Annotated in this window: 15 protein-coding genes; 9 read left to right on the top strand and 6 right to left on the bottom strand. The window is 60.9% G+C overall.

Going from position 1 to position 13,638, the window contains the following annotated elements; translation table 11 throughout:
• The first annotated feature begins 1 nt into the window (after nt 1).
• The 4 genes from YH62_RS16255 (at nt 2) to YH62_RS16240 (ending at nt 3,277) form a co-directional block, all read left to right on the top strand.
• The gene (locus YH62_RS16255; protein WP_046795290.1) at nt 2-478 is read left to right on the top strand and encodes a Na+/H+ antiporter subunit E; all 477 of its coding nucleotides are present in this window, start codon (nt 2-4) and stop codon (nt 476-478) included.
• Nucleotides 475-756: a K+/H+ antiporter subunit F gene (locus YH62_RS16250; RefSeq protein WP_046795289.1), complete on the top strand. Its 282-nt coding sequence runs from the start codon at nt 475-477 to the stop codon at nt 754-756. Before YH62_RS16255 ends, YH62_RS16250 begins: the two co-directional genes overlap by 4 nt.
• Nucleotides 753-1,151: a monovalent cation/H(+) antiporter subunit G gene (gene mnhG, locus YH62_RS16245; RefSeq protein WP_046795288.1), complete on the top strand. Its 399-nt coding sequence runs from the start codon at nt 753-755 to the stop codon at nt 1,149-1,151. The genes YH62_RS16250 and mnhG overlap by 4 nt, the downstream gene beginning before the upstream one ends.
• 155 nt (nt 1,152-1,306) lie before the next feature.
• Nucleotides 1,307-3,277, top strand: a complete 1,971-nt coding sequence (locus YH62_RS16240) for an LTA synthase family protein (protein ID WP_245282109.1) — start codon at nt 1,307-1,309, stop codon at nt 3,275-3,277.
• Here YH62_RS16240 and YH62_RS16235 read toward each other — a convergent pair.
• A complete protein-coding gene (locus YH62_RS16235; protein WP_046795287.1) occupies nt 3,258-3,677 on the bottom strand; it encodes a diacylglycerol kinase in 420 nt (139 codons plus the stop codon). The genes YH62_RS16240 and YH62_RS16235 overlap by 20 nt on opposite strands.
• A gap of 278 nt (nt 3,678-3,955) precedes the next feature.
• Between YH62_RS16235 and YH62_RS16230 the strand changes: the two genes are divergently transcribed.
• The 3 genes from YH62_RS16230 (at nt 3,956) to YH62_RS16220 (ending at nt 5,514) form a co-directional block, all read left to right on the top strand.
• Nucleotides 3,956-4,162 (top strand): helix-turn-helix transcriptional regulator, encoded by a 207-nt coding sequence (locus YH62_RS16230; protein WP_348625768.1) that lies wholly within the window; start codon nt 3,956-3,958, stop codon nt 4,160-4,162.
• A 174-nt stretch (nt 4,163-4,336) separates the two neighbouring features.
• Nucleotides 4,337-4,579, top strand: coding sequence for a hypothetical protein (locus YH62_RS16225; RefSeq protein WP_046795554.1), 243 nt, complete (start codon nt 4,337-4,339; stop codon nt 4,577-4,579).
• A 122-nt stretch (nt 4,580-4,701) separates the two neighbouring features.
• Complete coding sequence (locus tag YH62_RS16220) at nt 4,702-5,514, top strand: enoyl-CoA hydratase-related protein (protein WP_052760434.1); 813 nt, start codon at nt 4,702-4,704, stop codon at nt 5,512-5,514.
• Here YH62_RS16220 and YH62_RS16215 read toward each other — a convergent pair.
• The 5 genes from YH62_RS16215 to cyoA form a co-directional block, all read right to left on the bottom strand.
• The gene (locus tag YH62_RS16215) at nt 5,511-6,185 is read right to left on the bottom strand and encodes an SURF1 family protein (protein WP_348625767.1); all 675 of its coding nucleotides are present in this window, start codon (nt 6,183-6,185) and stop codon (nt 5,511-5,513) included. The genes YH62_RS16220 and YH62_RS16215 overlap by 4 nt on opposite strands.
• Nucleotides 6,186-6,278: 93 nt before the next feature.
• Nucleotides 6,279-6,686, bottom strand: coding sequence for a cytochrome o ubiquinol oxidase subunit IV (gene cyoD / locus YH62_RS16210; protein WP_046795284.1), 408 nt, complete (start codon nt 6,684-6,686; stop codon nt 6,279-6,281).
• The gene (cyoC, locus tag YH62_RS16205) at nt 6,683-7,306 is read right to left on the bottom strand and encodes a cytochrome o ubiquinol oxidase subunit III (protein ID WP_046795283.1); all 624 of its coding nucleotides are present in this window, start codon (nt 7,304-7,306) and stop codon (nt 6,683-6,685) included. Before cyoC ends, cyoD begins: the two co-directional genes overlap by 4 nt.
• A gap of 4 nt (nt 7,307-7,310) precedes the next feature.
• A complete protein-coding gene (gene cyoB, locus YH62_RS16200; protein WP_046795282.1) occupies nt 7,311-9,314 on the bottom strand; it encodes a cytochrome o ubiquinol oxidase subunit I in 2,004 nt (667 codons plus the stop codon).
• Nucleotides 9,315-9,343: 29 nt separating this feature from the next.
• Nucleotides 9,344-10,528, bottom strand: coding sequence for a ubiquinol oxidase subunit II (cyoA, locus tag YH62_RS16195; RefSeq protein ID WP_046795281.1), 1,185 nt, complete (start codon nt 10,526-10,528; stop codon nt 9,344-9,346).
• Between the two features lie 311 nt (nt 10,529-10,839).
• Here cyoA and YH62_RS16190 point away from each other — a divergent pair, with 311 nt between their 5' ends.
• Nucleotides 10,840-12,198, top strand: a complete 1,359-nt coding sequence (locus YH62_RS16190) for an MFS transporter (protein ID WP_046795280.1) — start codon at nt 10,840-10,842, stop codon at nt 12,196-12,198.
• Nucleotides 12,199-12,531: 333 nt separating this feature from the next.
• The gene (locus tag YH62_RS16180) at nt 12,532-13,611 is read left to right on the top strand and encodes a siderophore-interacting protein (RefSeq protein WP_046795278.1); all 1,080 of its coding nucleotides are present in this window, start codon (nt 12,532-12,534) and stop codon (nt 13,609-13,611) included.
• The last annotated feature ends 27 nt before the right edge of the window (nt 13,612-13,638 follow it).

Here is a 13,638-nt window from a genome sequence, read left to right as displayed (position 1 = left end):
GATGCTGCCCTATCCCATACTGACCGTCTTCCTCATCCTCATGTGGCTACTGCTCAACGGCTTCACGCTGGGCCATTTCGTGCTCGGCACGCTGGTCGCCGTCTTCGCCTCCTGGGGCATGGCGTCCCTTCGTCCGGACAAGCCGAAAATCAGGAAGTGGCACCTGCTCTTCAAACTGTTCGGCATCGCCTTCTATGATATCATCCGCTCCAATCTGGCGGTGGCCGCTGTCATCCTGCGGGGACGGCCGAAAGGGCACGTGTCGAGCTTTCTGCTCCTGCCTTTGGAGATCGAGGATCGGACGGCGCTCGCCCTGCTTGCCGTGATCCTCACCAGCACGCCGGGTTCGGCTTGGCTGGAATATGATTCCCACGACCGGACTGTATTGCTGCACGTGCTCGATCTCGTCGACGAGGAGCAGTGGATCGACACGATCAAGAACCGGTACGAGAAGCTCCTGGTGGAGATATTCGCATGAGCGCCATCATTCTCTTCACTGCGGTCTCGATCGCTCAATTGATGCTCGCCGCTGCGATGGCGATCGCTTTCGTCCGCATGTTCCGGGGGCCTCGCGCCCAGGATCGGATCATCGGGCTCGACGCGCTCTATGTAAACGCCATGCTGCTGCTGGTGACCTTCGGCATAGGCACGGGCCGCGTCATTTATTTCGAGGCAGCGCTGGTGATCGGCATGCTCGGCTTCGTGGCGACGGTGGCGCTCGCCAAATTCCTGATGCGCGGGGAGGTGATCGAATGATATTGGCCCCGGCCGACCTGCCGCTCTGGGCGGCTATCGCAGTTGCTTTCTTCCTGCTGTTCGGCGCATCGCTGACGCTGATCGGCGCTATCGGCTTCCTTAAACTGCCGACCTTCTACGAGCGTATCCATGCGCCCACCCTCGGCACGAGCTGGGGTGTCGGCGGCGTCATGCTGGCCTCGATGATCTTCTTTTCCGTGACCTCGTCGCGCCTGGTCGTCCACGAGGTGCTGATCGGGCTTTTCATAACCGTCACGACGCCTGTGACCTTCATGCTGCTTGCGCGCGCCGCGCTTCACCGCGACCGCGCCGAGAACACCGGCTATGCGCCGGAAAAGAAGAAGGCGAGCCTTCCCGTTCAAGAAGAGGGACAAATCCGCCCCGCCGATAATTGAGGCCCATCTTCGGAAGGCTTTGGCGGTGTCCCGCCGTTCCGCCAAATCGTGATGATATTCGCGGGAGATGTGAACCCGGAAGCGGCGCTTCGGGTAGCGCTCATGACAGTTTTATGACAGTTCACTGGCTGTGAAATACAGCAGGAGCCGGTGATTTGCGCGATGTAATGCCAGAGGAGACGCCCCGAGCAAAATCTTCGGCGCGGGCGGCCATCGCCGCTGCCGGATTGCGCGGCAGGCTAGTCGAAAACCTGCTGGTTCCGTTCAATTGCTGCCTGCTGGCCATGCTGCTGGTCGTGGCAGTGGAATGGATCGCGAGGGGATACTTCCAGGGCATTCCGGAATTCGTGGTTTCGACCTCTCGCGCCGGGCCTGCGACGGTTGCGCTCGTGGCGCTCATGCTGTTTGCCGGGGATGCGATCCTGGGCGCGGCCTATCGTTCGCTGCTGCTGATCGCACCCGTGGTTCTGCTGCTCGCCTTCTTTTCCGCTCAAAAGCAGCTTTTCCTGTCGGACCCGCTCTATCCTTCGGATCTGTTGTTCGCGCGCCAGATACTGGAACTCCTCCCGGTGATCGTCGATGCGCGCCCGTTCGCAGCCCTCGGAACAGGCGTGGTTTTCCTTCTGGCGATCGGCATCCTCGCCTATGCAATCCTTTTCGCCTGGACACGCTTCCCCAAGCTTGGCACGCGCGGGCGGCTGCTGCGGCTGGCGATAACCATCCCGCTGCTCGCAAGCTGCATACCGCTTGCACAATACGATCGATATTCGTGGATCAGGGACCGGCTGTCGATTCTCCCCATGATGTGGGATCAGAACGCCAATTACCGCCACAATGGTTTTCTCATCGCGTTGGCGTTCAACCTTCCCATGCTCAAGGTGGCCGCTCCTTCCGGTTACCGTGCGGATGCCGTCACCGATGTCCCTCTGGCGGCGGACGCCTTTGCTGTGGATCGCGGCGGGCGGCCGGACGTCATCATGATCATGAGCGAATCGCTTTGGGACCCCACGAGGCTGCCGGGAGCGCGCCTGAAGCCCGATCCGATGCCGACGATCCGCGCCCACCAATCCGGCAATGTCTTTTCTCCCGAATTCGGCGGCATGACCGCCAATGTGGAGTTCGAAGCGCTGACGGGGTTTTCCAATGCCTTCCTTCCCCAGGGAAGCATTCCATACCAGCAATATATCCGCAGGCCGCTTCCTTCGCTCGCCAGCTTCTTCCGCGGCGAGGGCTACAGGTCCATCGCGATCCACCCGTTCGAGGGCTGGTTCTGGAACAGGACGAATGTCTACAAGGCGCTTGGCTTCGACGAATTCCTGGCCCAGGCAGATCTGCCGGAGCTGGAAAAATATGGAAAATTCGCGGCCGACGATGCGCTCATGCGTCAGATCATGGCCAAGGGCGAGGCCTCGGATCAGCCGTTCTTCCTGTTTGCGGTGACCTTGCAGGGCCATGGCCCATACGAGAGCGACCGCTACGCCGCGCTGAAGACTGAGATAGAGAGCGGGCTTTCCGAACGCGCCGCGCAATCCTTCGCGACCTATGTAGAAGGCGTGCGGCAGGCCGATGACAGCCTCGCCTCTCTGATGGATTGGGCACGCGCCCGCGACAGGGAAACGATCGTCATCCTTTTCGGCGATCACCTGCCGCCTTTGGGCCCGACCTTCCAAGAAAGCGGCTACATGCAGGACATGGTCGCCACCCGCCGGGCGGAGCTCGACGTCATGAAGCGCGAACACGAAACCCCGCTGGTGGTCTGGTCCTCCAGAACCGGCGTCGTGACGGGGCTCGGTTCCATCAGTCCGTCCCAGCTTCCCTATCATGCCGTGAAGGGGGCAGGCTTCCGCGACCCGTTCTATACCGGCGTCCTCGGTGAGGTTCGGAAGAACTATTCGATCGTGGACCGCTACATGCTCGGCCTTAGGGACGGCGGCTCGAAGCCGGGATGGCTGGATGGCGGAGCGCTGCCTCGGCAGTTGAGCGATTATCGTCTTCTTCAATACGACATGATGTTCGGTGCCGAATATGCTCGGGAGCGGTTCTTCCCCGGCTTCGACTGGCTGCGCAGGCAGGGTATGGAAAGCCGGAAAGAGGATGAGGTCGGGACTATAGAGGCAGCCAGCTAAGATTTTCCAGATCGAGGGCGCTCAGGAATTCATACATCGCATAGGCGAAGAACAACCCGTTGGCCGCCAGCAGGCAGAGGACCGCGAAAGAGCCGAGGTCCTTTGCATTGCGCGCCGTGATCGAAAACTCGGGCGACACGCGATCCATGATTTCCTCGATCGCCGTGTTCAGCGCCTCGACCGCGATCAGGATCAGAAAGAGGATGCCGCTGACGACGAAGACGAAGACTTCCGCGCCGATGAGGGCATAAATTATCATGGCGACGGCTATCGCGATCACCTCATGCTGAAACGCGGTCTCGCGCCAGATCCGGCAGGCGCCGGAGGTCGAGAATCGCAGGGCGGCGAGGGCATGGGCAATGCCGCTTCGCTTCCGGATCGGCAGGGCATCGTTCGACATAATCGGGCTCCGCTTGAGTATTGCCCCTATTATCGGCTGCCGGTATCGAGGTTCAAGAGCGGCCGGCGCATTCCCCATTTCGATGCCCAGAATATCGCAAAACAGTGCTTTTTCAAAAGCATGTAAAGCAACCCGCTGCTGGGTATTGGCTTGCGGGATCAAACTACCTATCTTTGCCCGGCATCCGGCTCCAAATGCTGCGCTGCATCCTTTGGGCTGATGCCCTTTTTACCGGCCTTCTGGCCGGTTCTCCAAAGGAGTAATCCATGACAATTTCAATGAAGAGTTTTGAGTCCTCGCAGTCAGCTTCCATCGCGAGCATTATCGCCGAAGCCAGGCGGGATGCCGGCTATAGCGTCGAGGATCTGGCTTTGACCTGTGGACTGACTGCCAGTGAAATCGAAGCGATCGAAGAAGGCCGGGATGTGGATCCGGGCCGTCTGAAACGTGTCGCAACGGCGCTCCAATTGCCGTCGGCGCATTAATTTGCCCTTTGAGAGCGGACTGATGCAGCCCGCTCTCGCGTTCCTTCAGTTCAAGCGTTCAGCCGTGGCATGAGTTCCCCCGGATCGGTTTTCACCCATCCGGCTGGAAGCGGTCGGCTGCTGAACTATATGTCCCGGAACACCGTTCATTTCCGTGAAATGAAGGAGTTCCGAATGAGCATGACCTCGGAAAACGTAACGGCGGTACTCGGCCCGGTCGATCGAATGCTGATCGCCGAGATTATCGCGACCGGCGCCACCCCGGCGGAACTTGCCGAAGCCTGGGCATGGATCAACAGCGAAGAAGCGTTGGTGAGCGCGGGGCGCACGAGGCCAAGCGGCAGGGTCGCGCAACTGGTGGATCTGCTTGCTCCCGACGATGACGATCCGGATTTCAATCCGGCCGGCGAGATCTGATCCAGGGGCTATGGACGGTTCCCGAGTTTGGCGTTTCTTGAACAGCACAGGTGCAGGTGTTTACTCCGCCTCCAAAGAATGGCACCCATCTGCCTTGTGAGGACAGGGGGAGGACAGGAAATATGCCCGACAGGATGCCTCAGCAGAGTGTCACTCCGCCGCAAGGCGGAGATGTTCTGGTCGAAACCTTGGAAACAGGTGCGGCGGCCATCTGGCTGAATCGGCCGGGACGGCTCAATGCGCTGGGCTCCGACATGGTTGTGGCGTTGACCGAGGCGGTGAACGGCGCGATCGCTGCCGGCGCGAGCGCCATCGTTCTTCGCGGCAAGGGGCGCGGCTTCTGCGCCGGCGCGGACCTCAAGGAACGGCAGGGCATGGACGCGGCGGGGCGTTACCAGCACAATCGCGCGATCAATGCAGCGGTCAACGCGCTTGCAGCGGCGCCGGTGCCGACTGTCGCAGCCATTAATGGCGCGGCGCTCGGCGGCGGCCTCGAACTTGCGCTCGCCTGCGATATCCGGATTGCGGCGGAAGGCGCTTCGCTTGGTCTCACGGAATCGCGGCTCGGCGCTATCCCCGGTGCTGGCGGCACCCAACGCCTGCCGCGACTGATCGGCATCTCCCGCGCCCTCGACATGATGTATACGGGTGAGCCGATATCGGCCCGGAGGGCCTATGAGATTGGGCTTGTGAACGCCTGCATTCCTGACGAGGAACTGGACAAGGCGGTCGCCGATTACATGGCTCTTCTCGGGTCCCGTTCGGCGGCGACGGCGCGCGTTCTGAAGCAGGTCGTCCACGAAGGTCATGCGCTTCCGCTCGCGGACGGATTGGAGCGGGAGCGGCAGGCGCTTGGCGCGATCTTCGGATCGGACGATTATGCGGAGGGCCTTGCGGCCTTCGCCGAGAAGCGGCCGCCCAGGTTTTCGCGTTAGTGATCCCGAGACCGCCGGAGAACATAAATTCCGGCGGCTGCCGACATGACTGCCAGAATATACCAGGTGAATATATAGACCAGGTGGCTGTTTCGGAAGCGTACGACCGTCAGGCCGCCCACCGGAAAGCCGCCGGGATTGGGCGTGGCGTCGGCATCGATGAAATAGGGCGCGATATTCGAAATGCCCTTGTGGGCTGCGATGGCTGCGACGTCGCGCGAATACCAGCGATCATTGGCCGGATCGTTGCCGCGCAGGAAACCGCCCCCCGGTTCGGTCATGCGCAGGAGGCCGATAACGTTTGCGGTGCCCTCGGCTTGTCCAGCGGCGCGGGATGCCGGATCGCGGCGGTCGCCGGGCACGAAGCCGCGATTGATGAGAATGGCCGTGCCGTCAGCCAGCTCGAGCGGGGTCAAGACCCAGTAGCCCGGCCCAAGTTCGGTCACCGCCTGAACCAGCGTTTCCAGGTCGTGCCGGAAACGACCGCTCACCGCCACACGTAGATATTCGTGGTCCTGGACGTTGACCGAAGCCCATTGCGCTGGAGCTGGCGGCGCTTGCGGCCCGGCATTTATCCGGCTTTCCACCCGCTCGATGAGATCAAGCTTCCAGAAAAGCCGCTGTACCTGCCATGTGCCGAGCGCGACGAAGACGATCGTCAGCAGCGCCATGACGCCGACGAGCGTCAGGCGGGCCCGGCGCGAACGGCCGGGCATTGTTTCGTCGGAAGGCAGGGACATGGGGAGCCGCAAGCGAGATGAGCGTCAGGGCATATTCTTCATCATCTCGGGCGACATGGGCATCATGTTCGTGTTGAGATGATGCATGACCCAGAGCGAACCGGCCAGGGTGATCGCCACGAGCACGAGGGTGAAGATCAGCGCCATCATCGTCCAGCCGCCTTCGGAACGCGGGTTCATGTGCAGGAAGCAGACCATGTGCACGACGATCTGAACCACACCGAGACCCATGATGAAGAAGGCCGTCAGCAGCTTGCTTTCCAGCACGTCGCCCATAACCAGCCAGAAGGGGATCGCGGTCAGGATGGCCGCGAGGACGAAGCCGGTGACATAGCCTTTGAAGGTGCCATGTCCGGCGCCATGGCCATGGCTATGGCCATGATGGGTCGCCGCGGCATCTTCATGAACAGGAGCGTGGGTTTGGGGTGTCATCCGAGAACTCCCATCAGATAAACGAAGGAAAAGACGCCGATCCAGATCACGTCTAGGAAGTGCCAGAACATCGAGAGGCACATCAGCCGGCGACGGTTCTCCTCGATCAGCCCGTGCATGGAGACCTGAACCATCAGCGTCACCAGCCAGATGATGCCGAAGGTCACGTGCAGGCCGTGGGTGCCGACGAGCGTGAAGAAGGAGGAAAGGAAGGCGCTGCGCATCGGGCCGGCGCCTTCATGGATCAGGTGGTAGAACTCGTAGAGCTCGATCGCAAGAAAGGCCAAGCCGAACAGGCCGGTGATGGCGAGCCAAGCGAGCGTTGCGCCCTTCCTGTTCTTCTCCATTTCCAGCATGGCGAAGCCATAAGTGATGGAGGAGAAAAGGAGCATTGCCGTGTTGATCGCCACGAGCGGCAGGTCGAACAGATCGGCGGGGGAGGGGCCGGCCGCATAGGAGCGGCCGAGAACCCCGTGGGTCGCGAAAAGCACGGCGAAGATCAGGCAGTCGCTCATCAGGTAGAGCCAGAAGCCCAGGAGGGTGCTGCCCTCCGGATGATGCTCCTCCTCGGTCAGATAGAACTGCCGTTCTTCCTGTTCGTTGATTGTGGTTTCACTCATCGTATCACGCCTGTTCCGCGAGCTGCCTGGAGCGGGCTTCTTCCGTCTTTTCAACGGTTTCGGCCGGTATGTAGTAGTCACGCTTGTAGTTGAAGGTATGGCCGATCGTCACGGCCAGCATGGCGACGAAGGACAGGGCAGCCAGCCACCACATGTACCAGATCATGCCGAAGGCGAAGGCGACGCTGAGTGCGGCCAGGATGACGCCCGTGCCGGTATTCTTCGGCATGTGGATCGGCTTGAAGCCGGTCATCGGGCGGGAATAGCCGAGCTTCTTCATGTCGTACCAGGAGTCGTGGTCATGGACGACCGGCGTGAAGGCGAAGTTGTATTCCGGCGGGGGAGAGGACGTGGACCATTCCAGGGTACGCGCGTCCCAGGGATCGCCGGTGGTGTCGCGCAGTTCCTCGCGCTTCATGAAGCTCACGACGAGCTGGATGAGGAAGCAGGCGATGCCGCAGGCGATCAGCACCGCGCCACAGGCGGCGATGATGAACCAGATCTGCAGCGACGGGTCCTCGAACTGGCTGACGCGGCGGGTTACGCCCATCAGACCGAGCACGTAGAGCGGCATGAAGGCGACATAGAAGCCGATGAACCAGAACCAGAAGGAGAGCTTGCCCCAGAACGGATCGAGCTTGTAGCCGAAAGCCTTCGGGAACCAGTAGACCAGGCCTGCCATCAGCCCGAAGACCACGCCACCGATGATCACGTTATGGAAGTGGGCGATCAGGAAGAGCGAGTTGTGCAGCACGAAGTCGGCCGGAGGCACGGCCAGCATGACGCCGGTCATGCCGCCGATGACGAATGTTATCATGAAGCCGACGGTCCACAGCATGGGCACTTCGTAGCGGATGCGGCCGCGATACATGGTGAACAGCCAGTTGAATATCTTGGCTCCAGTCGGGATCGAGATGATCATCGTGGTAATGCCGAAGAAGGCGTTCACGCTGGCGCCCGAACCCATGGTGAAGAAGTGGTGCAGCCAGACGATATAAGAAAGGATGACGATGACGACCGTGGCGTAGACCATCGAGGCATAGCCGAAGAGGCGCTTGCCGGAGAAGGTCGCCACCACTTCGGAGAAGATGCCGAAGGCCGGCAGGATGAGGATGTAGACCTCCGGATGACCCCAGATCCAGATGAGGTTGACGTACATCATCGGATTGCCGCCGAGGTCGTTGGTGAAGAAGTTGGTGCCGACGTAGCGGTCGAGCGTCAGAAGCGCGAGAGTGGCGGTCAGAAACGGGGAGGTTGCGACGATCAGGACGTTGGTGCAGAGCGATGTCCAGGTGAACATCGGCATCTTCATCATGGTCATACCCGGCGCGCGCATCTTCACGATGGTCGCGATCAGGTTGATGCCCGATAGCGTCGTGCCTATGCCGGCGACCTGGAGCCCCCAGATATAATAGTCCACACCAACGCCGGGACTGTAATCGGCCCCCGAAAGCGGCGGGTAGGCGAGCCAGCCGGTGCGTGCGAACTCCCCGACAAAAAGCGAGATCATGATAATCACCGCGCCTGCCGTCGTCATCCAGAACGAGAAGTTGTTGAGGAAGGGGAAGGAGACGTCGCGCGCGCCGATCTGCAGCGGCACCACGAAGTTCATGATGCCCGTCACGAAGGGCATGGCCATGAAGAAGATCATGATCACGCCGTGAGCGGTGAAGATCTGGTCGTAATGGTGAGGGTTGAGATAGCCTTCATTGCCGTTGAAGGCGATCGCCTGCTGGGCGCGCATCATGATGGCGTCGGCAAAGCCGCGCAGCAGCATCACGAGCGCCAGGATCACGTACATGATGCCGATCTTCTTGTGATCGATGCTGGTGATCCACTCCTTCCAGAGATAACCCCAGAGACGATAGCGGGTGATCAGCGCCATGAGCGCGATGCCGCCGATCGCCACCACGGCGAAGGTGACCACGAGAATAGGCTCGTGGTAGGGGAAGGACTGTAATGTCAGCCTTCCGAAAATGAACTGCATAAGGTTGGAATCTGCAAACATGGCGTGATCCAATTACATCATCGCCGGCCTTAAGGCTGGCTATTGCTATCGGTGTTGAGTTGGTCCTGCCCGGGGTTCTGGGCATCCGGCGCCTGCGGATCATGGTGTTCGCCATGATTCATCTGCGGTTCGCCCTGAGGCTGCGGGTTGTTTTCGGAACGGGTGTCCACGCCTTCTGCCGGCTCGGGGCTGCGGGCGGGGTTGCCGGTCGCGGGGAAGGTCGCGGCAGTGCCGGCCTCCGCCGAACGGCGGCTGTCGTATTGAAGGCGCTCGCGGTTCTCGTGGCTTTCCCGACCCGCTCCGCCCATGGTGTCGATATGCATCATCTCGTTCATGCACATCTGGCCGGGCTGGGCACACATGTTGAGCACGGCTTCGTAAAGCCCGCTCTCGACACTGGCGTAATAGCGGACCGGTTCGCGCTCGCTCGGCTTTTCGAGCTTCAGGTAGGCATCGCGGTTGAGCATGGTTCCCTGGCTCTTCACGCGGGCGACCCATTCGTCGAAACCGGCTTGATCGAAGGAGTGCAGCTTGAAGCGCATATGCGAGAAGCCGTCCCCGCTGTAGTTGGCGGAGAAGCCGTCGAACTGGCCTTCGCGGTTCATGACGGCATGGAGGCGCGTCTGCATGCCCGGCATGGCGTAGATCATGCCAGCCATGGCGGGGACATAGAAGGAGTTCATCACGGACGAGGAGGTGATCTTGAAATTGACCGGTACATCGACCGGCGTTGCCATCTCGTTCACGGTGGCTATTCCGTAGTCGGGATAGAAGAATAGCCATTTCCAGTCGAGCGCCACGACCTCCACCGTGATAGGCTTGGTATCGGCGGGAACCGGGCGTTCCGCATCCAGCCGATCCAGCGGCCGATACGGATCGAGCTTGTGAGTGCTGATCCAGGTCACCGCGCCCAACGCGATGATGATCGCGAGCGGCGCGGACCAGATGACGACTTCCAGGCGAGTGGAATGGTGCCAATCGGGATCATATTTCGCACTCTTGTTCGATTGGCGGTAATGCCAGGCGAAATAGAGGGTGAGGGCGATCACCGGCACGATGATCAGCAGCATCAATACCGTGGCGATGATGATCAGGTTCGCCTGCTGGGAGGCGATGTCGCCCGACGGCGACATGACGACCATGTCGCAGCCGGTCAGGGCTAAAAGGAACAGGAGTGCAGAAAGGCGTGCGGCCGTTTTGAACAAACGTGGCATCTGGAGCTCGAAATTTGCGTTTCGTCTACTTGGCACTAGCGAGGCAATGTCGGAGCTGGAATGAGGTCGTTCGTCGCACTGCAGCAATCTGTCGCGCCGCAATATACGAGCGTCCAGGTTTTTCAAGTGTGCCGCACCACCGAAGCGCGTGTGCCCACTTCCCGCTCTAGCGGCATGATCTAGGACGAAAGATGAAGACGACCAGTGGCTTTCTTCGCGTATTAAGCGAGGTTTTTTGCTTCTGATCCTTGATCTCTTCGCGTGTTTGATCAACATCTTGCAGAGGAGGCGAACGCAAGGAGGACGCATTCATGGCCACGGCCACCAATCCTACGTCTACTTCGATGGAAAGGGATGCGCGCCGCATCCACGACGACAAGCCGGTTTCGCCCGCCAATATCGCCATCGGCGTGGTCATCGGTCGCATGTCGGAATTCTTCGATTTCTTCGTTTACGGCCTTGCCTCGATTCTCGTCTTTCCGCGACTCGTCTTCCCCTTCGTGCAGGATCCGGTCAGCGCCACTCTCTGCTCCTTCGCTGTTTTCTCGCTCGCCTTCATGGCAAGACCGGTCGGTTCGCTGGTTTTCATGTGGATAGACCGCACCTATGGACGGGGTACGAAACTCACCATCGCGCTTCTCATTCTGGGCGGATCGACCGCCTCGATCGCCTTCCTGCCGGGCTATGAAAGCATCGGCCTCTGGTCGGTCGCGCTGCTGTCGCTGTTCCGCCTGGGGCAGGGATTTGCGCTCGGCGGAGCGTGGGACGGCCTTGCATCCCTGCTTTCGCTCAACGCTCCGAAGAACCGCCGCGGCTGGTATGCCATGGTGCCCCAGCTTGGCGCGCCCTTCGGCTTTGCCCTTGCAAGCGTGCTGTTCGGTTATTTCGTGGCGAATCTCTCCGACGCGGATTTCCTGAGCTGGGGCTGGCGTTACCCGTTCTTCGTGGCGTTCGCGATCAATGTCGTGGCGCTGTTCGCACGTCTGCGAATCGTCGCGACCCGCGAATTCGGCGAGCTTCTGGACGCCAACGAGCTCCAGCCGCAGCCGGTCTTCCGGATGTTGAGACTGCATGGACGCGATGTTCTGCTCGGCGCGTTCGTGCCGCTGGCGAGCTTCGCCATGTTCCATCTCGTGACGATCTTCCCCTTGAGCTGGGTCACGCTTTACGGGGGGCAGTCTCCCGCCCAGTTCCTGGTGGTTCAGGTCTTCGGCGCCATCGTCGGTGTCGGCACGATTATCATCTCCGGACTGCTTGCCGACCGAATCGGCCGCCGCAGCCAGTTGATGATCGGCGCGATCATCATCGCGATCTTCAGCTTCTCCGCTCCTTTCCTGCTCGACGCGGGAAGGATTGGTCAGAATGCCTTCATCCTTATCGGGTTTGCCATTCTCGGCCTCTCCTTCGGTCAGGCTTCGGGCTCTGTTTCCTTCCGGTTCAGCCAGACCTACCGCTATACCGGCGCGGCGCTGACTTCCGACCTAGCCTGGCTCATCGGCGCGGGGTTCGCGCCGCTGGTCGCGCTGGGGCTTGCCAGCAATTTCGGCATCATCTTCATCGGCGGCTACCTGATTTCGGGAGCGATCTGCACGATCGTCGCGCTCACGCTCAGCCGCGCGCTCGACCAGGGCGACGATTCGGCCGCCCCTGTCGCCGCCGGCCGGAGGTGATGGAGGGGCGAGGCGGCTACTACGGTTCGCCGGGCGTGAACCCGATGATGTAGATGGCCGCCAGGATGACCGCGATCACGAAAATGGTGACCACGAAGGCTGTCATGCCGCGTCTGGCCTGGGGATTGTCCTTGCTCATGACTTGGTAATGCCAGCCGAGCTGCCGGGTTCCGTCCTGTCGTTCAAGTGAGATTCCGATTTTTTGCCGATAGAGCATCGCTATGGCAAAGATCGCGGTTGCGAACCGGGGTGAAAACTTGTTAATTCCACTCCGCTTTAAGGCGTGCGCCAAGGCAGCACCCTGAAGCTGAAGAGGAAGCCGGATTTCGCCCCATGAACGAACTTATCGCCGAGACCCTGATCGAGCACGACGATGTCGCGACCGCCGCGACGAGGATGCACCAGGACCATGAAGACTTTCTGGTTCCGACCGGGGAGGCGAACAGGTGGCGGTTCCGCATGTACTACGGCTCGGTTTCGATGGAGCTCAGCGAACGGCGGCTGAAGGTGCAGGTGTTCGCACAGGACGAGACCTGCCTCTCCTATATGAAGATGGATGTCGCCGGCCATATGCAGGAATATCTCGGCTCCACCGAGGGGCTGCGCTGGTCGGGTGATGGCGATACTTCGGAAGTGCCGGTCTTTTTCCGTGAGATGAAGCTGGTTTCTTCCGAGCGCATTTCCCCGCATATGCAGCGGCTGCGTTTCCGCGCCGACAACATCGCGCGTTTCGCGGTCGGCGGACTGCATGTGCGGCTTCTGATACCGCCGAGGGAGCGCAAGCCGGTCTGGCCGGTGATCGGCAGCGACGGCCTGCTCAACTGGCCGCAAGGCGAGGATGCGCTGACGGTGCGGGTCTATACGATCCGGGCGATCGACGTGGAACGCGGGCTGATCGACATCGATTTCGTTCTGCACCCCGATCTTGCGACGCCGGCCGCGCTATTTGCGCAGACTGCACAGCCGGGCGACGTGATTGGCATGATCGGTCCCGGCGGGGACCACATTCCCGAAGCGGAGACCCTGATGCTGGTCGGCGACGATACCGCGCTGCCGGCGATTTCGCGTATTCTCGACAGCTTGCCGGCGAACCGGCGCGCCGAGGTTCTGCTCGAGGTGGACAGCCCGGAGGACGTGCTGGCGTTCGATTTCCCGAATGTTTCGATACGCTGGCTCTTTCGCGCGGGACGTCCGGCCGGCACCACGGCCCTGCTGTCGGACGCCCTGCGGAAGATCGATCCCTCGACGCTGCCGGAAGACATTTACGTGTGGGCGGGCTGCGAGTTTTCCGATTTCAAGGAGATCAGGAAAATCGTCCGCAAGGAATGGGGTGTCCCTAAGGAGCGGCAGCTCGTCGTCGCCTACTGGCGTCGGGGCGCCGAGGGCGATGAAGCCCGCAAGGAGGCCGCGTAAGTTACGCGACCCTAGAGCTGTTTCCAT

The sequence above is a fragment of the Rhizobium sp. LC145 genome (genome assembly GCF_001005825.1).
Lineage (GTDB): Bacteria > Pseudomonadota > Alphaproteobacteria > Rhizobiales > Rhizobiaceae > Neorhizobium.
Note: the sequence above shows the minus strand (reverse complement) of the source record. Positions and strands in the feature narration are given on the sequence as shown.

Bases quoted from the DNA above. Each gene is read 5' to 3' on its own strand.
- YH62_RS16215 (WP_348625767.1), bottom strand. From the start codon at position 6,185: ATGGCGCTGCTGACGATCGTCTTCGTCGCGCTCGGCACATGGCAGGTA.
- cyoB (WP_046795282.1), bottom strand. From the start codon at position 9,314: ATGTTTGCAGATTCCAACCTTATGCAGTTCATTTTCGGAAGGCTGACA.
- YH62_RS16225 (WP_046795554.1), top strand. From the start codon at position 4,337: ATGAGCATGACCTCGGAAAACGTAACGGCGGTACTCGGCCCGGTCGAT.
- YH62_RS16250 (WP_046795289.1), top strand. From the start codon at position 475: ATGAGCGCCATCATTCTCTTCACTGCGGTCTCGATCGCTCAATTGATG.
- mnhG (WP_046795288.1), top strand. From the start codon at position 753: ATGATATTGGCCCCGGCCGACCTGCCGCTCTGGGCGGCTATCGCAGTT.
- cyoD (WP_046795284.1), bottom strand. From the start codon at position 6,686: ATGACACCCCAAACCCACGCTCCTGTTCATGAAGATGCCGCGGCGACC.
- YH62_RS16220 (WP_052760434.1), top strand. From the start codon at position 4,702: ATGCCCGACAGGATGCCTCAGCAGAGTGTCACTCCGCCGCAAGGCGGA.
- YH62_RS16180 (WP_046795278.1), top strand. From the start codon at position 12,532: ATGAACGAACTTATCGCCGAGACCCTGATCGAGCACGACGATGTCGCG.
- cyoC (WP_046795283.1), bottom strand. From the start codon at position 7,306: ATGAGTGAAACCACAATCAACGAACAGGAAGAACGGCAGTTCTATCTG.
- cyoA (WP_046795281.1), bottom strand. From the start codon at position 10,528: ATGCCACGTTTGTTCAAAACGGCCGCACGCCTTTCTGCACTCCTGTTC.
- YH62_RS16255 (WP_046795290.1), top strand. From the start codon at position 2: ATGCTGCCCTATCCCATACTGACCGTCTTCCTCATCCTCATGTGGCTA.
- YH62_RS16190 (WP_046795280.1), top strand. From the start codon at position 10,840: ATGGCCACGGCCACCAATCCTACGTCTACTTCGATGGAAAGGGATGCG.
- YH62_RS16235 (WP_046795287.1), bottom strand. From the start codon at position 3,677: ATGTCGAACGATGCCCTGCCGATCCGGAAGCGAAGCGGCATTGCCCAT.
- YH62_RS16230 (WP_348625768.1), top strand. From the start codon at position 3,956: ATGAAGAGTTTTGAGTCCTCGCAGTCAGCTTCCATCGCGAGCATTATC.